Annotated in this window: 9 protein-coding genes; 6 read left to right on the forward strand and 3 right to left on the reverse strand. The window is 76.7% G+C overall.

The window, feature by feature from the left end:
• Positions 1–1,507 precede the first annotated feature (1,507 nt).
• A complete protein-coding gene (locus SM577_RS31540; protein ID WP_474588691.1) occupies positions 1,508–1,930 on the forward strand; it encodes an MmcQ/YjbR family DNA-binding protein in 423 nt (140 codons plus the stop codon).
• 409 nt (positions 1,931–2,339) lie between these two features.
• On the opposite strand, the gene SM577_RS31545 is transcribed toward SM577_RS31540, so the two are convergent.
• The 3 genes from SM577_RS31545 to SM577_RS31555 form a co-directional block, all read right to left on the reverse strand.
• Positions 2,340–5,576 (reverse strand): hypothetical protein, encoded by a 3,237-nt coding sequence (locus SM577_RS31545; RefSeq protein WP_474588692.1) that lies wholly within the window; start codon positions 5,574–5,576, stop codon positions 2,340–2,342.
• Positions 5,577–5,713: 137 nt separating this feature from the next.
• Positions 5,714–6,577 (reverse strand): peptidoglycan-binding domain-containing protein, encoded by an 864-nt coding sequence (locus tag SM577_RS31550; RefSeq protein WP_474588693.1) that lies wholly within the window; start codon positions 6,575–6,577, stop codon positions 5,714–5,716.
• A 2-nt stretch (positions 6,578–6,579) separates the two neighbouring features.
• Positions 6,580–6,705 carry a hypothetical protein gene (locus tag SM577_RS31555; protein ID WP_302922073.1) on the reverse strand — a complete coding sequence of 42 codons (126 nt, stop codon included), beginning with the start codon at positions 6,703–6,705 and terminating at the stop codon, positions 6,580–6,582.
• A 515-nt stretch (positions 6,706–7,220) separates the two neighbouring features.
• Between SM577_RS31555 and SM577_RS31560 the strand changes: the two genes are divergently transcribed.
• The 5 genes from SM577_RS31560 to SM577_RS31580 all read left to right on the forward strand — a co-directional run bounded on the left by SM577_RS31560 (position 7,221) and on the right by SM577_RS31580 (position 24,813).
• Entirely contained in the window at positions 7,221–9,392 is a 2,172-nt protein-coding gene (locus SM577_RS31560; RefSeq protein ID WP_474588694.1) for a hypothetical protein, read from the forward strand.
• Positions 9,389–18,958 carry a DUF6603 domain-containing protein gene (locus SM577_RS31565; protein WP_474588695.1) on the forward strand — a complete coding sequence of 3,190 codons (9,570 nt, stop codon included), beginning with the start codon at positions 9,389–9,391 and terminating at the stop codon, positions 18,956–18,958. Before SM577_RS31560 ends, SM577_RS31565 begins: the two co-directional genes overlap by 4 nt.
• Positions 18,958–20,292, forward strand: a complete 1,335-nt coding sequence (locus SM577_RS31570) for a hypothetical protein (RefSeq protein WP_474588696.1) — start codon at positions 18,958–18,960, stop codon at positions 20,290–20,292. Before SM577_RS31565 ends, SM577_RS31570 begins: the two co-directional genes overlap by 1 nt.
• Entirely contained in the window at positions 20,289–21,326 is a 1,038-nt protein-coding gene (locus SM577_RS31575; protein ID WP_474588697.1) for a serine/threonine-protein kinase, read from the forward strand. Before SM577_RS31570 ends, SM577_RS31575 begins: the two co-directional genes overlap by 4 nt.
• A 67-nt stretch (positions 21,327–21,393) precedes the next feature.
• A complete protein-coding gene (locus SM577_RS31580) occupies positions 21,394–24,813 on the forward strand; it encodes a DUF3892 domain-containing protein (protein ID WP_302922068.1) in 3,420 nt (1,139 codons plus the stop codon).
• The last annotated feature ends 168 nt before the right edge of the window (positions 24,814–24,981 follow it).

The raw sequence follows: 24,981 nt of genomic DNA on the forward strand, positions 1-24,981 counted from the left end.
CCTGCACACCATGCGGGATCAGCTTCGCCTTGTCCGGCTTGTCGGCCTGCACGGTCACGGCGACCGGCTTGACCGCCTCAACCGGAGCAGCGTGGGCGGTGGCGGGGCCGGCGACGACGCCACCGGCGAACGCCAGACCAGCAATACCCAGAACGCTCTTACGCATGATCGTGTTCATCACAAAAGCTCCTTCGGGGGTCAACGCCACCAGCCCAAACGGGGGGACGGGCACAGGGGCGCAAGCACCACCAGGGCGCTCAGAAAGACTTCGGGGGATCCGGCACGCGCGGGGCGGGGGATGCCCTGGTACCGGGATGCCCGGCCAGAGCCGCGAGACGTGTCCTTCGCGGTGCCGGACTGTGTGTAACGACCACCAGGCCACCATCATTCCGGGGCCCCTCAACCCTCACCGGCGTGTGCCGGGGCAAGGGCTGCCGCGATCGTTCGGGGGGATGCAACGACCACCGGGCCGCCGTCATTCCGGGGCCACGATCCTCAACCGGCGGGTGCCGGCGGGACCGGTCCTGCGATCGTCAGGGGGGATGCAACGACCGGCCGCCCGCCATCATTCCGCCAGGCCCGGGACCCTCTCGCCGGCCATGCCAGCGCCGGAACCCCTTGCTCGATCGTCCGCAAGGTATAACGCCCCCGACCCGGGCCCGATTCCGCCACCCGGATGCCACCGGTCACACCCACGAACCCGACAAAACACCCCACACGGGCACGGCGGCCCATGCCGCCGTGCCGCAGCCGCCGGATGATCGACTCCATACCGCCGATACGGGGCCATCCCGCCCGGGCTGACACCGCCACATCGGCGAAACGGCGCAGGCCCTCCGGGGCGACACCGCCACATCGGCGAAACAGCGCAGCGCCTCACACACCCCGGCACCCCCATGCGCGGAATGTCTGGATGACCCGACGCGCGCCCGGGTCCACGAAGGGGGTGAACCCTCAGTTCGCGCTCGCCGATCAGCCCATCCCGCACCGAGCCGCCGTCGGGCCCCACGGCCGGGCAGGTCCCCCTAGAGAACGAGCGTGCGGGACGTCTGGCCCTGCCAGGCGCGGAGACCGCGCCGCATCCGCTGATACCTCTGCGGCATATTGATGACTCAGAGGCATCACCCTCACGGGCTACCATGCCCACCCCAGACGACACGTCCGAGCCGACCAAACGCGGTCCGCACCGGACAGGGCGAGCTGTCGGGGCCTGGGCGGCTCGCCCAGCATCGCCGGCAGCCCGGGCCCTCCTCCCAGGCGGTGACCGCCTCCGGGTCCGGCCGTGGCCGCCCGTAGCCGCTGCCCTTGTCGTCTACGAACGCCGGTCGGACGGGCGGGGCAGCCACGAGCGGGCCGAGACCACGATGACGGCCCCGCGACCACGCGCCTATCGCCGGCCGGCATCCCGTGCGGGTGCCGGCCGGCGGCGTCTCGCCGGGCGGAGCCATCGGGCCTGGTTGGTGCGGGGCGGCCGGAGAGTGTCGGGGGGTCGGGTTAGCGTGCCTACGTGAGTGCTCCCGCCGACGTACCGCCCGAGTTTCTCGACCAGCTCCGGCCGATCTGTCGGCGCCTGCCGGAGACCTACGAGGAACCGGCCTGGGTGGGCATCCGGTGGCGGATCCGCAAGCGGACCTTCGCCCATGTGCTAACCGTCGACCCCGACCACCAGATGGCCTACGCGCGGGCCTTCGCCACCGACCAGCCGACGTGCGTGCTCACGTTCCGGGCGCCGGTCGACGAGGTGCACGCCCTGGTCGCCGGCGGCTTCCCCTTCTACAAGCCCGACTGGGGCGCCGACGTGCTGGGCATGGTCCTCGACGACGGCGTCGACTGGGACGAGGTGGGCGAGCTGCTCACCGAGAGCTACTGCCGGCTCGCCCCGAAGAAGCTGGCCGCGCGGGTGGCCCGCCTCAGCGCGGCGGACCGGTGACGCCGCGTCGACCGGACCGGTGACGCCGCGCCGACCGGGCAGAACGGTGGTTGGGTACCGACGGGGCGGACCGGGCGCGGAGGCCGAAGCCCTCGGCGGCGACCGTCGGGGTGGCTCGTCCGGCCGGGCGAGGCGGTGACGCCGCGTCGACCGGCGGCCCGGTCCGCCCGGCGCTGACCGGGCGGCCCGCTCACCACGCCGCCGCCGGAGGAGGGCCGGCGCGGCGGTGACGAGCCGCCCGCCACTCACCGTGGCGGCGCCCGGCGCCCAGCGCGGCACCCGACGCCCAGCGCGGCACCCGACGCCCAGCGCGGCGGCCGACGCCCAGCGCGGCGGCGCCCGGCGGTCAGCGCGGCGGCGCCCGGCGGTCAGCGCGGCGGCCGGCGCTCGTCGCGGCGGCGGCCGACGGTCACCGCTGCGGCACCGGTGCCGGCGGCTGCGGCCCGAAGTGCACCCCGGTGATCTTCCCGCCGGCCGGCAACAGGATCTCCGACATCCGCTGCCGCGCCTCCAGCCCCGGGTCCCGGATGAACCACAGGTGGTAGTGCGCGTTCGCCGGTATGTTCTCGAAGTCGCCCAGCGCGTGCTGCAGGTACAGCTGGGCGGTGGCCCGCTGCTGGCTGGCGGTCTGCACGTGGATGTCGTCGGACTTCAGCTCCAGGAAGCCCGGGACGTCGCCGGTCATCCAGTGGCCGTCGAGGTTGGACCGCCCGGTCAGCCAGACGGTGGTCCGTACGCCCTGGAACCACATGGTCTGCTGCTGGATCGGCAGCGGACCCAGGAAGACGTGCTCGGCGAGCCGGCCCCGCATCCGGTTCGCCACGGCGGTCAGCTCCGGGATGCGGATCTGGCCGTTGACCATCAGGCGCTCGAACGCGTCGATGACGCCGAGCCGGGTCGACGGCGCGTACCGGTCGAACGCGCCGGACTCGGCGACCTCGATGATCTGCCGGCAGTCGGTCATCACGGCGAGCTGCTCCGCCGTCAGGTTGGGGTGGTGCCGGGCGATCTCCACGGCGAGCGCGTGCCAGCTGGGATGGCTGCGGTCGATGCCGAGGTTGCCCGGTGTGACGATGCGGCGGGGCCGCCGCAGCGGCGGGATCAGCGCCAACTCCCGGCGCAGCTTGTCGCCCTTCCGGTCGATCAGCCGCTCGATCAGTGCCGGGCGCTCCGCCTCCGGCGTCTGCTCCAGCAACGCCTCGGCCCGCAGCAGCACGTCGTCGACTCCGACGGTGCCCAGGCCGCGCAGCCGCAGCACCAGCCGGGGGCCCCACCGCCGGCCGAACGCGATCGACGCCGGATGTGACGCCAGGCCGTGCAGCGCCGGGGTCCGGGACTGGATCTTTCCGACGCTGCCCAGGTCCGGGTGCGCGAGCAGGCTCAGGAAGGCCTCCCGACCCTTGCCCGCCTGGGCGAGCATGCCCGCCGCCTTGTCCGGGCTGTAGGCGGCCTGCAGCAGCTCCAGTCCGACGGTGGCGGCGCCGGGCAACACCACCGGCTCGGGCGGCGGCCCGGGACGCCGACCCAGCTCGGGCACGTGGGCCAGCCGCTCCGGGGGTGCCGGTCGCGCCGGCAGGTCCCCCTCGGGCAGCAGGAGCAGCCGCCGGCCGCCGGTGCCCTGGACCAGCACGGCGTCCGGGGTGTCGGTGGGCTTCCGGGTGGCGGGCGGGTAGGCGGTGTCGAGCACCGCCCGGCCGTCCTCGCTGTAGGCCACCAGGCCGGGCAGCAGGCCCTCGAAGGTGGGTACGGCGTCCGGCCAGGTCAGCGTGGCGCTGATGCCCGCCTCGGCCAGCCGTAGCTCGATCTCGCCCTTGGCCGCGGCGAGCCGGAGCTGGGCGGCGTCGCGTTCCGGCCCCGCGGCCATCTCGTCGACGAGCTTGACCAGCCCGTTCCAGGCGTCGGCGGCCCGACCGGCCCAGGCCCGGAACTGCTCCGGGGTGGCGGTGCCGTCCCGTACGGCCGCGAAGTCCGCGGCGACCTGGGCGCGTTCGGCCTCCAACTCCTGCAGCCGCCGCTCGCCGTCCGCGCTGAGCCCGCCGCGGGCGTCGCCGAGCCGGTCGATGAACCTGGTCGCGAGCAGACCGCCGACCATGATCGTGCCGGTGGTGGCGGCCTGCGTCACCGCGGCCACCACGCTGTCCCGCAGGCCGCGCAGCTCACCGGTCTTGACCAGGTGCTGCACCTCGCCGAAGCCGTACGTGGTGATCTGCTCGACGGCCAGCCGGGCGGCCTGCTCGGCCCGGTCGCCGGAGCGGGCGATGGCCTTGAAGATGTCGCCGGAGCCGAAGAGCACCACCCGGACGACCGCGGTCTGCAACGCCTGCCAGGCGAGATCCTCCTGGAACGACGATCCGGTGATGGACTGCGGCCCGAGCAGCAGCTCCGACCCGTTGCGCGCGACGAGCGTCTCCCACATCAGCCGGGTGGTGACCACGCCGGCCGAGACGACGAGGGAGCCGAAGACGGTGGTGGTGTCGACGACGGCGGCCAGCGCCACACCGGCGGCGGCACCGACCGCGCCGGCGGTGATGGCGGTGGCGACGCCGATCGCCACGGCGGTGGCGACCGCCTTGGCCGTGCGGTGCAGCTCGACGGTGTCGGTGAGCTCCTTGAAGTCCTCCCGGTACTGCGGCCGCCCGGTGACGGTGGCCAGTACGGCGCGGGCCAGCCGCTCCGCGTCCGCCGCCTCGACGTACCTGCCCTGCTTGTGCAGGAGGATGCTCTGCTCGACGTGGGTGAGCGCCGCGGCGAGCTCGACCACGTAACCGTCCGCCCGGTCGGCGGCGTCGCTGGGCAGCAGCGGCTGGTCGGCGAGCCAGGACAGCTGCTCGCGGACGACCAGGATCTGCACCGCCAGGCTGATCGCGCTCAGCCGCTGGCTGAACCGCAGGTACGGCTGCATGTAGTCGTGGAACGGGTAGTCGCGCACGCTCTGCAGCTCGGTCAGCAGCCGCCGCCGCAGGAACCAGTCCTGGCCCGGGTCGGTCATGCCGACGCCGGTCTCGGCGTCCGCGGCGCGCTCCGGCAGCGCGTCGGATTCCCGTTCGGCGCGCAGCGCGACCAGGTCGGCGACCTGGTCGGCCAGCTGCCGGATGGTGCTCTCCAGGCCCTTGCTGTCATGCAGGTAGAGCAGCGGCATCCGGGTCGAGAAGGCGTTCACGAGCCGGTCGCCCTCGTTCTGCTGGGCCTCGATCCGGTACGCCGGCGCCGCGTCGAGCGCCGCCGCGATTGCCGCGCAGTACGCCCGCCGGGCCTGGGTCAGCAGCCCGCCCAGCTCGGGCGCGAACGGGGGCAGGTAGCGGTCGGGCCGGTTCAGGTCCGCGAGCTGCCGCAGGGTCGGCCCGAGGGTCACCACCATCACCCAGGCCAGTTCGACGCCGCGTACCCGCCGGGCCAGCGTGGCGGCCGACGGCGCCGGCGCGTCCGCGGGCGGGTTCGCCCAGGCGTACAGCCGCCCGCGCACCGGCCGCAGCTCCAGCGCGTACGGCACCAGCTCGTCCACCGCCGCGTACAGCTCGGTGCGGAGCAGGTGGTGCGGCACCCGGCTGTCCGCGCGCTGGCTGACCGCCACCTGCTCGGGTCGTCGCGTGCCCACGCTGTCGAGGACGGCTTCCCGCACGCCCGGTTCGCTCACGGTCTGGGTCATCAGCTCCCCGCCCCGCCGGCGCGGCGACGCCGCGGCCGGACCTGTCCGATCGTTCGGTGTGCACCCGGCGGTCGTCGGTGTGCCGGCCGGGTTGGCATGGGCGGGTGACCGGGTCGCCGGTCACCCGCCGCGTTGGTTCAATAGGTGACCCGGACGCCCATCTCGGCCCAGGTGAGCCGGCCGACGATGCCGTCGTCGGTGAGCCCCCGCATCCGTTGGTACCAGCGGACCCCCGACTCGGTCCTGGTGTCGAACCGGTCGCCCGGCGGGCCGCAGTGCCGGGTGCCGATGAACCGCTTGACGTACGCCACGTCCTCCCCGGTGCTGCCGGCGCGAATGGTGCGCGAGCCGGGCGCCCGGGTGGGTCCCGGCCTGGGTGCCGGCGGTTTGGTGGCGGCGCGCAGCGCGGCGAGGGTCTTCGGCCCGACCACCGCGTCGACGGCCAGCTTGCGCGACTTCTGGAAGGACCGGACCCAGGTCGCGGTCTTCGGGCCGAACACCCCGTCGGCGGCCAGCCCGGCGCCGAGGCGGTTGGCGAGGGTCTGCAGCTCCCGCACGTCGCTGCCCTTGCAGCCGGCCTTCAGTGTCCGGTCGCCCAGCTTGGCGGCGCGGGCGGTGGCGATGCCCCACGGCCGGAGGCTGTCCTCCAGGGCGCGGGCGTGGCTCACGCTGACGTGCAGGTGCTTGGTGTGCGGGTTGGACCCGGTGTAGCGGGCCGCCCGGAACCCGCGGGTGCGGCTCCAGATGGTCCGGTCGAAGATGACGTACTGGGTGGACGGGTGCGCGATGCACTGCCGGACCACCAGCAGCGGGTCGATCCCGTCGATGTCGAAGTCGGCCGCGTTGACCGAGCGGTCGTCGCCGTCCGGGTTGTGGTCGGACTTGCGGGCCTGGTGCGCCGCGTCGCCGATCCACCCGTCGGAGGCCTTGTCCCGGTGCGGCCAGCGGGTGTTGATCTCCTCCCGCAGTACCCGGAGCGTCGGGGCCAGGTGCACGCCCATCGTCACTCCTCCTCTTCCAGCGCGGCCAGGAGGTCGACGTCGACGTCGTCGCCGATCAGGGCCTCCGGGTCGTCGTCCTCCTCCAGCGTGGCCACCAGGTACTCGACGTCGATGCTGGCGGTCTCCATCAGTGGTCCCCCCTTCCGGTCGTCACCGGCCGACCCGCGGGGCCCGTCGGGCCCGGTCGGGCCCGGGCAGGGCGGACCGCCGTCGGGTGACTGGCGTCGTGGGCACACCTTCGGGACGGCGGTGGCGCACCGGCAAGGGATGAGTCGCCTTTCCGCAGCAGGACTGCCCGACCGGCCGGCGCCGATCGCCGATCGATGGCCCGCCGCTGGCGTTTCCTCCATCCGATCCGGCGTTCGATTGATCGAACAGTCAACACTTGTCCACTGTGACTGGTTGACCCGGTCAACCAGTCGGCCGGCCGGCGCGGCCCAACGGTGGAGCGCCGGTGCCGCTTCGGTCCGTTCCTCCGCCGGCACGGGCCGTAGCGTCCGAAGCGCGACAGAGATTCGCGGTCGATCGTCCGTAGCCTCCCCGCAACTCCCGCGGCGAACCTGTCGGGGAGGGCGGGAAACCGAGGGGGGACAATGGATTCGCGTGAACGCCGGGCCGAGGACGGCCGCCGGGTGGACGAGTGGTGACCGCGGTCGCGGAGGCGGTGGCCAGCGCCGGACTGGTCACCGACCACCCCGGCGCCACGCCACCGATGACCTACAACGTGCTGCTGCGGGTGCCCGCCGGTTCGGCCGCCGGCACCCCGACCACGGTGGCCGGCACGCTACTGAACACCGTCGGCGGCCGCCGCACGCCGGCGCAGCGGCCCACGCTCTCGCTCTTCCTGGGCCCGGGCGCGACGCTGCGCGGCATCGCGTACTGGCTGCGGAGGACCGTCAAGCCGGCCGGCGCGCCGGACGCCACCCCGTACGACGAGATGCGGCTGGCCCGCGCGCTGTGGGCGTGGAACCGGGACTACCTGGCCGCGCTCGGCGGTCCGGCGGCCTGGCGTACCGGACTGTGGCTGCCGGTGCCGGTGGAGATCGCGGCGGACGGCGCGCAGTGGGTGACCGACTGGGACACCGTCGCCGGCTGGGCCGACGGCCTCCCGACCGGCGCCGGCATCTCACTGGACCAGCCCGCCCAGCACCTGCCGCTGCCCGACCCGGCCGCGCTGACCCGCGAGGTGGCCGCCGGGCTGGCCGGCCGGGACCTCGACGAGGTGGCCGACGCGGTCGAGCGGGACCTGGTCGGCAACCCGTTCGAGGCGGTGTTCCGGGTCGTCGAGATCCTCCGCCAGGTCCGCGCCGCCGACCCGGACGACGCCGTCGTGCTGGCTGCCACCCTGGTCGGCCGGCTGACCGCCGGGGAGCTGGCGACGCTGGCCGGCGTGACCGCCGGGCACGCGCTGCTGCGTCGACTGTGGGCGCTGGTCGGCCCCGCCGACGACGGTGACGCCGAGGACGCCCGGGACGCCCTCGGACCCGCGCTCGGGCTGACCCGCACCGGCTCGGGAGCGTGGCAGCCGCCGGACGTGATCGGCCCGACCGTGGTCCCCGACGAGCTGCCCCCGGTCCCGCCGGCGCCGCCGGTGAAGGGGAAGAAGCCGGCCCCGCAGGGCCTGCGGTCGCCCTGGAAGGAGCCCACCGAGAACCCCGGCGGCCGGCACACCATGGTGCTCGGCCGGGACCTCTGCGTCGGCGTCACCGACAGCCACGTCCAGGAGAACAAGACGGTGTGGACCGGCCCGGCCTACGCGGGGCGGTTGGACCCGGCCGCGTTCATCCGGGCGCAGGCCGCCACGATCGGTCTGGACGCGCCGCACGAGCGGGCCCGGCTGCGGATCGTCGAGCTGATCGCCCCGAACGAGGGCCGGCTCGACGGATCCCGGGGCGCCGACAAGGCCACCCTCTCCACCGGCATCCAGCAGTGGTCGGCGCACGCCAACCCGGAGCTTCCGGTGCTGCTGGCCCGGTTCAAACGGGCCGCGCCCGACCACTACGACCTCTTCTTCGGCATGTACGGACTCGACGTCGAGCCGTGGTGGCGGGGAGCCGACGGCAAAGAGGCCCGGGCCGAGGTCGCCGACCCGGCGCAGGTGCGGGCCGCCAACCCGGAGGCGTTCGCCGCGGACGGGACGCCGCACCAGGGCAAGGACTACGCGCCGCGGTACGCGACGGTGTTCGAGATCCCGCCCGGCGGTGGTCGCCGCCGCCTGCCCGAGCCGCCCGAGGAGCCCGACGCGGTCCTGCCCCGGCACGACTTCTTCGGGGCCACGGCGCAGGGCAGGGTGTTCACCATCGCGCCCGAGTGGTGCGGCCGGGTCCGGCTCGCCGCGTTGTGCTCGGTGCCGTACGACCTGGTGCAGGTGTGGACGGCGGTGTGGCGGTTCGAGCGGCTGGCCCGGCAGCCGCTGGGCAAGGCGAAGCTGCTCGTCCGGGGCCGGCAGTACCGGATCCGGGACTTCGTCACCTCCGAGTTGGCCGCGGCGCTGGTGATCGACCAGCACATCAACGCGCCGAGCGCGGTGACCACGGCGATCGACCGGGCGATCGCCCGTACCGAGCAGGCGATCGCCCGGATGGCCGAGCCGGTACGGACCGAGCTGCGCCCCTTCGACGAGGGCGCCTCCGGCCCGTTGCGCGCGCCATGGCTGCGGCTGTTCCAGATCAACTACCTGAACGAGCGGAACCTCAACGGCAAGGACGAGCGGGACCTGCGCATCCTGCGCCTGCACGACCAGTTCGACAAGACCAACAACTGGGTCGGGCTCGATCCCGAGCCCGGGAGCTTCGCGGGGTGGGTGGGGCCATGATCAACGTTGACGGTATTCCGGCCGAGGTCGAGGACCTCGGCATCGCACTGGGCCTGCTGGCCCCGGCCGGCGGTGGCGTCCGGCTGGTCGAGGAGTTCTTCGCCGACCCGTGGACCCGGGTCGGCAAGCTGGTCGCCAACGACGTGCAGCGCGCCGCGCTGGTCCGCGCCGTCGAGGGCCTGCTGCCCGCCGCCCGCCCGCGGTTCCCGACCGACCCGGCCAGCCAGCCCGGCCGGGTCGCCCGGCACGTGCCGCTGCTGGAGGAGGGCGGCAAGGGGCAGGTCTACCTGGTCGTCGAACGCACCGGGGTGGCCGCGTCCGCCCCGCTGACCCTGGCGATCGCGGCCGAGGCCGGGCCGGTCGCCGGCGGCCCCGCCGTCACCGCGCGGCTGGACCTGCTGGTGGCCGCCGGCGGTACGGTGAACGCGGTCACCGCCAGCCGGAACCACCCGATCCGGCTGCGCGCCCGGGCGCCGCTCGGCGACACCGGAGCCAGTGTCGAGGCCGCCGTCCTGCTGGTCGCCCCGCCGGACGAAGGGTTCAGCCGGGTCACCGTCGCCGTGCGCGGTCTGCCCGGCACCACCGAGCCGCTGGTGCTGGACCCGGCCGCCGACAGCTCGCAGCTCGCCCTGCTGGTCACCGCGCTGCTGCGGTACGTGCTGGCCGAGGTCGGCGACGGCGTACCCGCGCCGGTGCACCTGGTCGCGGCGAACCTGCCCGGCCTGCTGGGGCTCACCCCGGGCCTGGTGCCGCTGCCGCTGGGCGACCTCGCCACCGACCCCGCCGCCTTCCGGTCCTGGCTGGCCGCGCTGGTCACCGCCCGTACCCCGGACGGCGCGCCCGGCCTGGTCGGCTGGCTGGACTCGATCGCCGGCCTGCTCGGCGCCGATCCGTCCAAGCGCACCGACCTGCCCACCGAGGCCGACCCGCTGGTGGTCCCGGTGCTCGTCGGCCCGCCGTCGGTGGACCTCACGGTGGCCGTCCGCACCGACCCGGCCACCGGCGCGGCCGCCCTGGTGCTCGGTGCCCGGGTCAGCTACCCCGGCGGCGCGCTCGGCGCGGTCGTCCGCGGCGACGCCGTGCTGCTGGTGGTGCCGCTGAGCGGGTCGACGCCGGTCACCCTCTTCGAACGCCTCGACCTGCTGGTCACCGCGCCCGCCAACGGCGGACGGCTCTACCCGGCGGCCGGCGAGCCGGCCGGCGCCGTCCAGGTCGGCGGGCTGCGCGCCGGGCTGCGCTACCGGGCGGCCACCGGCGCGATCACGCCGGTGCTGGAGCTGCGCGACGTCAGCGTCGCGATCGGCGACGACCCGCACCACCTGGACCTGGTCGACCTGACCGACGCCCGGTCGCTGACCTCGGCCGCGCAGTCGCTGCTGGAGGAGGCGATCGAGACCGGGCTCGGCCCGGCCGCCGGCCCGGTGGCCGCGCTGCGGCACCTGCTCGGGCTGGGCACCACCCCCGGCGTGGACCTCGGGCTGCTGACCACCGCGCCGACCCGCGCGCTGGCCGCCTACTACCGGCAGTTGCGCCAGGACCCCGACGGCTGGCCCGGCGTGCTGCGCGAGGTGGCCCGGCTCGCCGGCACCGCCGACGCGGTGGTGGCCGGCGCCGGCACGCCGGCCGACCCGTGGCGGGTTCCGGTGGCCGCCCTCGCCGCCCCCGAAGGCGCACCGGTGGCCCTGGAGCTGGTCCTGTGGGACTCCGGCACCGCCGCCGCGCCCGTCGTCGAGCTGGGTCTGGCCCTGCGCGGCGGCGCCCACCTCGACGCCACCCTGCCGTGGCGGGTGGACCTGCGCGCCGCGCTGGCCAGCATCCCGCTCGACGGGGCGACCGGCCCGGCCTGGCTCGGCGGGGTCACCGCCACCGCCGCCTTCGAGCCGCCGGCCCTGGCCGTCGGCGCGCCGGTGCGGGTCTCCACCGACGGGATCCGGGTCGACGTCACGTGGTCGCTCGGGTCGCCGGTGCGGGTGGCCGCGACCGTCGGCGACCTCGCCGTCACCGTCGACGGGGTGGCCCACGTGCTGGGCGACCTCACCCTGCCGCCGGCCGGCCCGATCGATGCGACCCTGCCCGACCTGGGTCTCGGCGTCGACCCGACCGCGCTGTGGGGCGCCGCCCGCGGCCTGCTCGCCCGGGTCGCCGAGTCCTGGGCCGGCCCCACCGCCCGCGACCTGCTGGCGCTGGTCGGCATCGCCGGGCCGGGCACCACCGGCCCGCTGGCCGGCCTGCCACCGCTGCTGCCCCCCGACCCGGCCGACCTGTCGTCGCTGCTGGCCGATCCCGCCGCCGCGGTCCGCCGGTGGCTGGCCGACCTGGCCCGCGACGAGGACGCCCGCACCGCCGACGGGACGCCGTACCTGGTCGTGCTGCTGCGGCTGCTGCAGGCCGCGCTGACCGACCGGTTGCCCGCCCGGCCCGGGCAGGACCTGCCGCAGGTCGACCTGCCGGTGACCGGGGGCGGCACCCCGTCGGCGCCGTGGCGGGTGCCGGTGCACCACACCGGCGAGGACGCGGTCGAGGTGCTCGCCTGGCTGGAACCGCAGGGCCCGCCCGCGCAGTGGGTGATCGCGCCGCTGGCCGACCGGTACGCCGCCGCCGACGACACCGACCCCGAACCGGTCCCGGTCACCGGCGCCGACGTGCTCGCCGCGGCCGAGGTCGTCGGGGCGTACCTGCCCGAGATCGGTGACGTGCTCGACGGCGTGGACCCCGCCCACGCCGCGGCGGCGCTCGGCGCGCTGGCCGGGGTGCTCGCCGACGGCGACGGGCTGGTGCCCGCCGGCACCCCGCTGCCGCCCGAACCCGGCTGGCGCGCCGGCACCCCGGTCGCCGCCACCCACGACACCCTCACCGGCGCCCCGGCGGCGGTGAGCCAGCTCCGCGCGGAGATCACCGCCCGCACCGCGACCGCCGGCGACGACTGGGCGGTGCTGCTGCTCGCGCCTCCGCTGGCCGGCTCGCGGCCGTGGGCCGCGCTGCTCGACGACGTCCCGCCCGAACAGGTCGCCACGGTGGACCTGCGAGTGCCGGGCACCCCGCCGAACCTGGTCGACCTGGGCACGCTGCCGGCCGCCCGCTGGTACGTGGTGGACCTCGCCGACGACGGCACCCTGCCCGCCGCCACCGCGCTCGCCGCGCTGCGGCACGTGCAGGACGCGGTACGGACGGTCCGCCCCGGGGTGCGCACGGTGCTCGTCGGGCACTCGTACCTCGGCCTGGTCGCCCGGCAGTTCGCCGCGGCGGTCCCCGCGCAGGTGCTCGGGCTGGTCACCGTCGGCACCGCGTTCGACGGCACGCTGCTGCCGCTGGACGCGCCGCAGGTGGCCGACGGGGTGCGGCTGGCCGGCGTGCTGGCCCCCGCCGGCCTGCCGGCCGCGCCGCTGCTCGACGCGGCGCTGGGCCTGCAACGCCGGCTGCTCGACGGGTACGCCGCCGAGCCCGGCGCGCAGGCCCACCCCGCCCCGCTGCCCGCTGCCGCGTTCACCCGCTGGCTCGGCGCGCCGGTCGACCTGGCCGGCGTGCCGGCGCTCGCGCTGCACGGCAGCCTCGACGCCGCCGACGGCAATCCCGACCTGCGGGCGGCGCTGCTGGCCGCGCTCACCACGCACACCGTCGAGGAGGCCGGGCCGGTCGCGGCGCCCAGCCACGCGGTCGCCGCGGTGCGGCTCGCGCTCGACCTGGGCCGCCCGGCGGCCGGGGATCCCGAGGTCGACGTGGACGTCCGCCTCGGGCTCGGCGCGGTGGCGCTGGACCCGGCGGCCCCGGACGAGCTCCCGTCCGCGCAGGTCCGCATCCGGGTCGCCCGCCCCGACGGGTGGCTGCTCGGCGGACCCGGCACGGGCAGCCCGCTGGCCGCCCGGGTGCGGGCCCTCACCGTCCGCGCGACGGTGCGGGCCGGCGTCGCCGCCCCGGTCACCGACGTCGACGTGGTGCTGCACGACGCCGCGCTGCGCGGCGAGGCGGCCGCCGCGGTCGACCTGACCGACCCGCGGGCGCCGGAACTGCTCGACGCCCTGGTGCGGGAACTCGACCGGACCGCCGCCGCCGACGGCCGGCTGGCCCGGCTGCTGAACGACCTCGCCGCCCTCGGCGTGCTGCACCGCGCCGCCCCGGGGCGGCCGGCGGCGGTGCTCGCCGACGCGATCGGCGCGCTGCGTACCGACGCCACCGGGTGGCTGGCGCCGCGACTGCCGGCGCTGGTCGACCGGACCGCCGGGCTGCTCGGCCTGGCCCGCGACACCGGCGCCGCCGCCGGCGGCGGCCCGTGGCGCCGCCGGCTCACCGGGCTGCCGGTTGAGCTGGTGCTGGAGGCCCAGCCGTGGCGCCTCACCGCCCGCACCACCGGCACCGGCCTGCGGCTCGGCCACGGGGTGACGCTGACCGGCGCCACCACCGTCCCGCTGGCCGATCCCCGGCCGCAGGTGCGGGCCGCGCTCGCGGTCGGCGGGGTCACCCTGGCCCGGACCGCCGACGGGGTGTCGCTGGCCGCGTCCTGGCTGCCCGAGCCGGTCACGCTCCGGCCGGCCGCCCCGGACCTGCCCGCCCGGCTCGCCCCGCTACTGCCCCGGCTGCTCGTCGGCGGCGCGCTCGGCGTCCTGCTCGAACAGCTCACCGGCGACGACGTCCGGGTGGCGTCCCTCGACGGGCTGCTCACCGACCCGGCCGGCTGGCTGCGACGCACCTTCGCCGGCACGCCCGGCGCACCGCCGCGGGCCGCGCCACTGGCCGACCTGCTGCGCCTGGCCGCGGCCCCGCTGGGCCTGGCCGCCGACCCGGCGCACGCCCTCACCCTGCCCGGTGGCGTCACCGTCGACCTGCTCGACGTGGGCACCGCCGACGCCCGGGTGCTGCGGCTGCTGGTCGGTACCGACGCGCCGATCGTGCTGTGGGCCGACGACGCCGGCCCGGCCACCCTGGACCTGGCGCTGCGGCTGGACGTCGACGGCGCCCGGCAGGTCCGGCCGGGTGGCGAGCTGACCCTGCACCTGCCGCTGCCCGGCGACTGGGGCGCGCTCGACCTGCGGCTGGGCGCCGACGCCGGCGGCCTGTCCGTGGCCGTCACGCCGGCCGCGCTGGGCACCACGGTCACCCTGTTGCCGACCGTCACGGGACTGGACGCGCTGGTCACCGCGGCCGGGCAACGGCTGCTGCCGGAGGTGCTCGACGGACTCGTCGAGGGACTGCGGGCCCGCCAGCCGCGACCGGCCGTCCTCGACGACGCGCTCGCCATCGCCGAGGCGCTCGGGGTCTACGACCCGACGCAGGCCCCGCACGGCTTCGCCGCACGCGGTAACGCCCTCGCCGACCTGGCCGGGGACCTGGCCGACGGGTCACTCGCCGGGGTCGGCACCGCCGCCGCGTCCGCGGCCGCCGTGCTGCTCCGCCGGCTCCTGGGCCCCGCCCACGTGCCGGCTTCGACCACGCCGGGGGAGGTGGTGGTGGTCGCCAGCGTGCTCGCCGGCACCGTCGAGCTGCGCACCAACCTCGCCACGCCCCGGCCGGCGCTCGCGCTGTCCGTACGCGGCGTCACCGCCGGCGCGATCACCGCCGGCATCGACGTCGGCTACGCCAACTCCACGGTCACCGCGTCGCTGACCGCCCGCGCGCACGTCGACACCGGCCTCGGGGTCGCCCTGCGCGCCGGCCTGGCGATCCAGGCCAGCGCCCAGGGGCTGGCGGTACGGCTCGGACTGCTCGGCACCGACGACACCGGCACGGGGGAACTGACCGTCCAGCTCGCGCCGGTGGTGCGGCTGCCCGGCCCGGCGGAGCTGGCGCAGCTCGCCCAGCGGCTGGTGGTGCCGATGGCCGGCACCCTGGCGCTGCGTGCCGCCGAGCCGTGGCTGCGCAAGCCGCTGTGGTCCGGCGGGCGCACCGCCGCGCAGATCCTCGTCGCCGCGGACGTCGCCGTCGACACCCCGGACGGGATGCGGATGGCGCCCGTCCTGCCCACCCCGGTCGGGGTGCTGCGCGGGGCGCTCGACGCGGTCGCCGGGGTCGACGTGCCGGTGCCGGGTGGGCTGGCCCTCGCCGTGGCCGCCGACGGCCCCCGCTACGGCGTCGTGCTGAAGGGCGCGCTGACCCTGCCCGTCGGCACCACCGCCGTGCAGCTGCGCTTCGGCCTGCCCGACACCGTCGACGCCGGGTGGGGCCCGGCCGGCCGGGGCGTCGGGGTGTTGCTGCTGGACCTCACCGACTCCGCCGCGCCGCGGCTGCGTCCGGTGCTGCGGCTGGGCGGGCTGGGCATCCGGGTGGCCGCGGCCACGTCCGGCAAGGCGCTGGTGGAGACCGGCGGCTTCCGCCTCGGCGCGGCCAGTGCCCACGTCCGCGCCGACCTGGCGCTGACCGGCTCGACGGCGCTCAAGCGGCCGACCGTGGTGGACGGCGCGGTCATGCTCGACGGGCTGGGCTTCCCGATGGCCCCCGGCGGGGGCGGCGGCAACCCGGTCGCGGCCTCGCTGCTGCAGACCGGCGGGGGCGGCGACGCGGCCCCGGCCAACCCGCCGCTGGACGTGCTGGTGGCCCGGGGCGGCGGCAAGTGGCTGGTGCTCTTCGGCGGGAAGGCCGAGGCCCGGTTCGAGATCAACCGCAGCTTCGGTCCGCTGCACATCGCCGAGCTGGCGCTGCTGTACAAGGCGGCCACGTCCGGGCCGGGCAAGGTCGGGGTGGCCGTCGACGGCGGCGTGGCGGTCGCCGGGCTCACCGTCGACGTCGACGACCTGTCGCTGCTGGTGCCACTGCGCAACCCGGCCGACCTGAGCGCCTGGGAGGTGGACCTGGCCGGCCTGTCGGTGTCGTTCACCTCGCCCGGGGTGTCGGTCGCCGGCGGGCTGGTCAAGGTCACCGGCGCCAACGGCGTGCAGTACGACGGCATGCTCTCGGTCGACCTGGCCGGCCGCGGCCTGACCGCGGTGGGCTCGTACGCCCGGCCCCGCGACGACCTCGGCGAGTACACCTCGCTCTTCGTGTTCCTGTCGGCCGGGTTCCCGCTCGGCGGCCCGCCGTACCTGTACGTCCTCGGCCTGGCCGGTGGCGCCGGGTACAACCGCCGGCTGATGGTGCCCCGCGACCCGCAGGGCGTGCCGGCGTTCCCGCTGGTGAAGGCGATCGACGACGGCGGGTTCGGCGGCTCCGGCGGCCCGATGGGGGCGCTGGCCCGGATGTCGAAGGACATCCCGCCGGCCCGGGGCGCGTTCTGGCTCGCCGCCGGGGTGAAGTTCTCCACCTTCCAGCTGCTGCACACCACGGCCCTGGCCTACGTCTCCGCCGACCGGGGGCTGGAGGTCGGCCTGCTCGGCCTGATGCGGATGGCGCTGCCCGACTCGCAGTCGGCGGTGGTGAACCTCGAACTCGCGCTGGCCGCCCGGTACAGCACGGTGGACAAGGTGCTCTCCGTGCGGGCGGCGCTCACCCGCAACTCGTGGCTGCTCAGCCGCGACTGCCAGGTCACCGGCGGGTTCGCCTTCGTGGTCTGGTTCGACCGGCCGGAGGTGCTGCTCTCCATCGGCGGCTACCACCCCCGGTTCACCAAGCCCGCGCACTACCCGGACGTGCCCCGGGTGGGCTTCCACTGGTCGGTCGGCGGCGGCGTGGTGGTCAAGGGCCAGGCGTACTTCACCCTCACCCCGTCGACGGTGATGCTCGGCGGTCGCCTGGAGGCCTCGTACGACCGCTCACCGGTGCGGGTCTGGTTCATCGCCGCGCTCGACGTGTTCCTGCGCTGGGACCCGCTGATGTACGACATCACCGCCAGCGTCAGCGTCGGCGCCCGCTTCACCATCAAGGTGTGCTTCTTCGCCTGCGCCCGGATCAACGTCAGCGTCTCGCTCGGCGCCAAGGTGCGCATCCAGGGCCCGCCGCTGCACGGCACGGTCACCGTCGACCTGGCCATCGCCTCCGTCACCGTCCGGTTCGGCAAGGCGCAGGCGCCGCCGTACCTGACCTGGAAGGAGGTCCGGGTCAAGTACCTCGGCGGCGGCGACGCGAACCGGCCGGCGACCAGCGGCACGGTCACCGCGGGCACGCTGCCGCCGGTGGTGGGCAGCCGCCCGGACGGCACCGCGGAGCGCCCGTGGACGGTGGCGCCGGAGTTCGCGGTCCGGGTCGAGTCGCTGATGCCGCTGTACGGCTGGCGGCTGGCCGGCAGCGGCCGCGCCGACGACCTCACCGGCGGCCGGCAGGTCGACGTGGTCCCGGCCGGCTCGCACATGGCCAAGACCCGCGCGGTCATGGTCGTCACGCTCGAGCAGCGCAGCGGCAGCACCTGGATCCCGGTGTCCACCGCGCAGGTCCAGCGGTTGCGGACGGGCACGGGCAGCACCGGCTTCCCGGCCGCGCTGTGGGACGCCGCCCTCGCCGGCGGGCAGAACGCGACGTCCACCATGGTGCGCGCGCTGTCCTCGGTGGACCTCGCCGCCCCGATCACCGTCTCCGAGGCGACCGGCGTGCTGCCGGACGTGGCCCTGGCCACGATGATCGAGGAGGAGCAGCAGCGGCACCTGCCGCTGTCGGTGCCCGGCGCGGTGGCGCCGGCGCCGTCGGTGCTGCGGCTGCGGCGCACCGCCGACACCACCGCCGCCGACACCACCGCCGCCGAGTCCGCCGGCGTCGTGGCCCCGCGCGCCGCGGCCGCGCCGACCGGACCGCGGCTGCGGGCGACCGTCTCGGCCGACCAGCACCGGGGAGCGGCCCGGGCCGCCGGCCGGGCCGCCCGACCCGACCGGGACGCCGGGACCGCGCTGCCGGTGGGCGGCACCCAGGTCTGGGACACCACGCACGCCGGCGGGCTGCGGCTGCGCCTCGACGAGGGTGCGGCGCCGCTGCGGCTGGTCACCTTCACCGGCACCGGCGCGCCGCTCAGCGACGGTCCGGCCCGGCCGGGCGCCCGGGTGTCGGCCGACGCCGCCCGGGTGGTGGTGACCCCGGCGGCCGGCGTCGCCGCCGGCTGGGCCGCCGACACGCCGCTGGTCCCGGTGACCGAGGGCGTGCTGGTCGCACCGGGCGCCACCGTGCTGCTGCCGCACCCGTGGTACCCGCCGGTGCGCTACCGGCAGGCCGGCGAGCACGTCCCGGTGCCCGCGGCGCTGCTCGCCGCGGCCGTCGACGGGCTGGTCACCAACCTGCCCGCCACCACCCGCGCGGTGGTGGTGTCGCTGGAGCCGGTGTCCGCCGACGCCCGCCTCGACGACGTCCGGATCGACCTGGACGGGGTGCGGGTGAGCAGCCGCGAGGACGCCCCGGACGCCGACCAGCCGCACCGCATCCTGCTCACCGTCGACGCCGAACGGGACGTCGACACGATCTCGGTGCGGGTCGTCGCGGGGAAGGGCTGGCGGGTCTCCGGGGTGATCGGCACCCCGGACTACGCCGTCGACACCCGCCTGACCGCCGCCCGGCGGGAACTGAGGCGGGTCGGCAGGCCGGCGACGGTGCCCGCGCGGCCGGGTGCCGCCGCCCGGTCGGCGGCGCGTACCGCGGTCGCCCCGGCGGCCGCGCTCACCGAGCCGGCGGCTCCGGCACCAGCGGCGGCGTTCGTCGCCTTCGACGAGGAAACGGAGGCGTGATGACGGAGACGCCAGTGGCGCCGGGTTCGATCCGGCTGCACGACACGGTGACGCCGACGCTCACCGCCGGCATCTACCGGTTCGTCAGCAAGCTGGAGGTGACCGGCAAGGGCACCGAGGCCGGCCCGCCGCCCGAGCATTTCACCCACGTGCAGGTCGGTGCGCCGCGGCTGACCCTCGACGCCACCGAGGTCACCGGGCACCATCCGCCCCGGGACGCGGTGGGCGCCTTCGGCGACCGGTTGCCGCACGTCGTCCTGGGCCGGCGGGCCCTGCCGTGGGAGCGGCGGTTCACCGACGGCACGCCCTGGCTGGCGTTGCTGGTCGTCCGGCCGGACGAGGCGACCCTAGTCACCGGCACGCTGCGGACGACCATCGGTGAGACGGCGTTCAACCGGCTCAACGCCATCGAGCCGGTCGACCCCAACCGGGCCGTCGTCGGGCTGCGCGCCAAGGACCTGGCCACCTTCCGGGCGCTGCTGCCCAGCCGCGACGACGTCCGGCTGCTCACCCACGTCCGCCAGGTCAACGTCGCCGACACCGCACTGGCCGGCAGCGACGACGACGGCTGGTTCGCCGTGGTCACCGCCAACCGGCTGCCGCTGGGCGGAGCCGCGCCCATCAGGTACACCGCCTGCCTGGTCTCGCTGGAGGCCCGCGACGACGTCTGGACGACCACCCTGACCAGCGTGCCCACGCTGATCGTGCTGGCGTCCTGGCCGTTCGTGACCAGCTCCGCGGGCGGCACCTTCGAACACGTCGCGGCGCACCTCGACCTCGGCGCGTTCGGCGCCCCGCCGGCCGGGCAGCCGCCGCTGGTGGACGCGGACGGGGCGCTCACGCTGGCCGGCACCCGCCGTGACGGCACCCCGACCACCGTGGGCTACCGCCCGCCGCTGCTCGGCGCGGCCCCCGACCCGCTGCCCGCCGGGCCGGACGACGTGACCGGCGACGCCGCGTTCGAGCTGGGCCGACTGCTCGCCGCCGCCGACGGGCGGTTCATCCGCGAGGTGGTGGCCTGGCACCGCGCCGCCGATGACGCCGCCCGCAGCGACAGCGCGGCGAGCCTCCGCGCGGACAGCGCCCGCGCCTACACCGCCGCCGGCCCCGGGCTGCGCCGCACCGCAGCCGTGGCACCCGCCGGCGAGGCCGACCACCTGGCCGGGGCGGACCTGCGCGCCGCCCCGGCGTCCGCCGACCCGCTCGCCGACCTCGGCGCGACGTTCGCGCGGCGGCTGCTGTCCCGTACCGGCCGCGCCGACCTGTGGCAGGCGCACCCGGGTGGCGACAGCGTCATCCCGCGCCAGCTGCGCCCGGAAGGAGAAGACTCGTGACCACCCACCTGTCCACCGGCGGGCGGCTGCTCGCCGAGCGGCTCGGCACGCTGGTCGGCCCGCTGACCGCCCCCGCCGGGCAGCCCGCCCCGGGGGTGCGCGCCCTGCTCGCCGAGCAGCCCGCGGCGCGGACGGTGGCCACGGTCGCCGAGCCGACCGCGGCGGCGACCGCCGGCGTGCCGCCGCTGCCGCCGTACGTCGAGCACCTGCTCGCCCGCTGGAGCCTGCTGCACGACCTGCCGTTCCGCTACCTGGTGCCCGACGCCCGGCTGCTGCCCCCGGAGTCCATCCGGTTCTTCCGGCTGGACGCCGGCTGGCTGGAGCGGCTGCGGGCGGGGGCGCTCGCCGTCGGCGGCGACGGCAGCCGGGAACGCGCCGGGACCCGGACGGTGCTGCCGCAGGTCACCGCCGCGGTCACCGAGCAGTTGCCGCTGGTCCGGGAGGTGCAGCGCACCCGCATGTCGATCCCGGTCGCCGCCGACCTGCTCGCCGAGGCCCGGGCCGCCGGGGAGCTCACCGCGGCGGCCGGGGAGGTCCCGGTCACCGGGTTCCTGCTCCGCTCCGCGCTGGTCAGCGGTTGGCCCGGCATGGAGGTGCGGGCCTGGACCACCGACGACCCGGCAGTCGTACGACCGGGGGTGGACCCGGACGAGCTCGCCCGCACCCGACCCGACCTGGTGGTGGAGCCGCTGCGGCTGGAGCGGCTGTCGCCGTCGGTGCTGGTGGCGTTGTTCCGCGGCGCCCCCCGCCTGGTGTGGCTGGAGGAGCCGCCGCAGAGCGTGCAGTTCGGCCTGGAGGCCGACGGGACGGGCTGGCGGGCGCCGATCCGCACCGGCGCGGGACCCGACCTGGGCAGCGTCGCGGTGCCGATGCGGTCCGGCCCGGTGCCCGGCGTGGTGGACGTCAAGGGTCTGGCCGCCGCCCTGGACCGGGCCCACGGCCTGCCCCAGCCGCGCGGCGGCGCCGCGCTGGCGCTGTCCCTGCTGCAGGCGCCGTCCCGGCAGCGGTTCGGCTCCTCCACCCCACCGTCCTGATCCCGCGGCCCCGCCGATCCCACCGCCGGGCCCGACACCGGCCCGCCCCGAACAAGGGAGCCCTTCCGTGCCAACTCTCCTCGTCCCGGTCGCGCTCGACGTGCTGGTCGTCCGGGAGCCCGGTGCCGCGTCCGACTGGGCGGACACCGCGCTGACCCGGCCCACCCCGCCCGCCAACGGCCGGGTGCGGCAGGACCTGCTGCCCGAGCCGTTCAGCGCCCGGTCCACCGCCCGGCCGGCGGGCGCGCACCTGCACTGGGGCCTCCCCGACGGGTTGACCCGGGGCGTCGCCGACGACACCGGCGCCACCACCTTCCCGCCGGTGCCGGACCGGTGGCTGGTGGTGCGGCTCTCCGGCGCGGCGACGCCCGGCCCCCGGGCGGTGGAGGCGTGGCTGCTGCCGTACGCGGGCGCGATCGAGCCGGTGCGGGTGGACCGCGCGCTGACCGGCCCGACCCTGCCCGCCCCCGGCGCCGCGCCGCGTTCCCCGCTGACCGCGCTTGGCCACGGGGATCTCGGCTGGGCCGGCTACTACGACAACGTGACCCACCGGTTCGCGCTGCACGACGAGCTGACCGGGGTCACCGGGCCGGTGGCCTACCTGGTGGTGGGTTGGTACACCGACCTGGCCCGGGACCCGCTGCACGTGACCGGGGAGACGGCGCACGCCGAGCGGATGGAGGATCTCGGCTGGCAGATCCACCCGCCGCTCGACGTGGACGGCGACGGTGACGCCGACCAGCCGGTGCCGGACCGGTCGGTCTACCACGCGGCGGCGGTCTCCATCGGCTGGCCGACGCCGAACTGGCCGGGCGACGGCGGGCTGCTCGGCCGGGAGACCGACTACCGCCCGGCGGCGGACCAGGTGGCGCTGGCCCTGGGCGAGACCCTGGCCGAGGCACTCGCGGCGGTCGCCGCCGAGCCGGACGACCCGACCGAGGCGGCCCGGATGGTCGAGGCGCTGCTGCAGGGCGCGCTGGCCGACGTGACCGGCGCCGACGGTCCCGCCCGGCTGGACGCCACGCTGCACCAGAGCCGGTTCGGCTCGGCCCCGGCGGCGGCCGGCAACGAGTACATCTGGCAGCCGGCGATCGGCTCCGGCGGTGCCGCCGGTGACGGGTCGTTCGTGCAGGTGGAGCGGACCCGGCCGCGGGTCTGGCACGCGCTGGAGCCGACGCTGGTGGTGACCGGCGGCGGGCGCAGCCCGAAGCACGGCGCGGACGGCCGCTACTCCACCCTGGGCACCCTGCTGTGCCGGGTGGACGGGCAGACGGTACGCGGGTTCGGGGTGGCCGGCGGCGACGCCGGCCGGGGCGCGGCGGTGCTGCCGGCCACCCCGCTCGCCGGGCTGCTGCCGCAGTACGGCGTGCCGGCGGTCGCCACCGACCTGCTCGTCGAGCTGGCCAGCATCGACCCGGGCTCCGCCCCGGACCTGGCCCGGTCCACCGACACCCAGCCGTCCCCGGTGGCCGCCGCCCGGGCCGCCTGGTGGGCGACCTTCGACCCGGGCGTGGGCGATCCGACGACCGCGCCGCCGGGCACCGTGGTGGAGGGTCAGCTGCCCAGCCCGGTGGGGGTGACCCCGCCGAGCCGGCCGTGGAATCCGTTGCTGCTGGAGTGGTCGGGCACCTACCTGCCGTCCCCGCGCGGGGCGCACGACTGGCCGCTGGGCGAGGTGGACTTCGACCTGCCCGCCACGGTGACCGAGCCGCCCGCCGAGACCGGCCGTACGCTGCGCGGCCGGGTGATGCTGTCGGCGTCGGCGACCGCGCTGCTGGACGGCACGATCGACGCCGAGGACGCCGAGCGGGACCTGCTCTCCGGCGAGCTGGTGGGTATCGCCGAGCAGTTGCGCCGCGACGCCACCGGCCTGGTGGTGGACGCCCCGAACGCCACCGACACGGCACAGCCGCCGCAGCCGCCGCGGGCGCCGGACTTCGTTCCCCTGCGGGCCGGCTACCTGCGGGTGGACCGGGCCCGGCTGGTGGACGGCTTCGGCCGGTTCCTGGCGGTGCTCGGCCCGGAGGTGGCCGCGCCGGCGCCGGTGACGCACGGGGCGACGCTGGCCGTGCCCGGGCACCCGGACCTGGCCGCGCTGCGCCCCCGGTTCACCGCCCCGGCCCGGGTGCTGCTGCGCTTCGCCGACGCCACCGGCGCGACCCGCGACGCCGACGCCGGGATCAGCCCGGTCTGCGGCTACCTGGTGCCGTCGCTGGTTGACCGGACGCTGGAGTTCTTCGACGACAAGGGCAGCGGCTACGGGCGGCTGCGGCCGGACCCGGAGACGGTGACCGCCTGGGAGGAGGACCCGGGCCGGCCGGCGACGCTGGGCGCGCCGCCCAGCCGGTTCCTGCCGAACCCGCTGCTCGCCCGGTTCGCCGACCGTATGCTGGCCGCCGACAACGCGCTGGCCACCGCCCGCGCGGGCGGCCACCCGGCCGGCGGGGCGCAGAGCGCGCTGGAGTCGCTGCTGCGGGTGCTGGACACCACCCGGTGGACGGTGGACGTCACCGGCCGGGCCGGCGACGAGCACCTGGCGCTGCTACTCGGCCGGCCGGTCGCGGTGGTGCGGGCGTACCTGAAGGTGGAGGTGGAGGACCCCCGGCAGCCTCCGGAGAACGCGCGGACCGGCGTGCCGGTGCGGTTGGGCACGCTGTCGCGGTCGCAGGACGGGCTGCTGGCGTACTGCGTCGGCGACGACATGGACCGGCTGCACATCGTGGACCCGGCGGTGGCGCTGCTCGCCCCGGGGCTGCCCGACGAGAGCGGGACGGCCGCGCTGCCGGGCGCCGACCCGATCACCTCGCCGTACGTGGACACCTCCGGGATCTTCACGGTGAACCCCGGGGTGCCGGTGCCGCTGACCCTGCTGATGGTGCCGGGTTCGGACGTGCACGTCACCGCCGGGCTGGTGCCGCAGAAGTCGGTGGGGCTGCTGCGGGAGTGGACCGCGCCGGCGCTGTCCCGGCTGTCGCCGGCGCTGCGCTACGGCCCGGTGCTGCGGGACCTGGAGACCACCCGGCTGCCGCTGCCGCAGGACGTGCGCGGCTCGTGGCACTGGCACCGGCGCGCCGCGCCGGGGGAGTGGACCAGCGACTCGGTGGTGCCGACCACGCCGGACGCGTTGCTGCCGAACGAGCCGTCGGTGACCAGCGAGGGCTGGTTGCAGGTGGCGCTGGTCGCCGACACCGAGTACTACGACGCGGCGGTGCCGGTGCGGGTGAGCTGCGTGCGGACGGTGAACGGGACCACGGTCGGATTGGGCGGGCAGAACGGCGACGGGAGCCACTTCCTGATCCCGGTGCCGGAGGCGATCGAGCTGATCGGCAGCGGGCGGTTCGCGTTCTTCGTGCAGGAGCCGGGCACCGCGCGGACCGCCATCCGGGTGGTCCGCCCGCGGGTGGGCCGGCCGTACCTGCGCACGGTGGCCGACGCCACCTCGCCGAACAACCTGGACAGCCTGCCGGAGTGCAACCACGTACGGTGATCCGGCCGGGGGGGGGGGGCCGGGGGGGCGCCCCCCCCCCCCCCCCCCCGCCCCCCCCGGCCGCCCCCCCCGACGGGTCAGTCACCCGGCTGGTCGGCCAGGTCGGCGAACGGGCGCAGCTCGATCCGGCCCGCCCGGGCCATCGGGTGGGTGCGCGCCACCTCGATC

The organism is Micromonospora desertarenae (assembly GCF_056150265.1).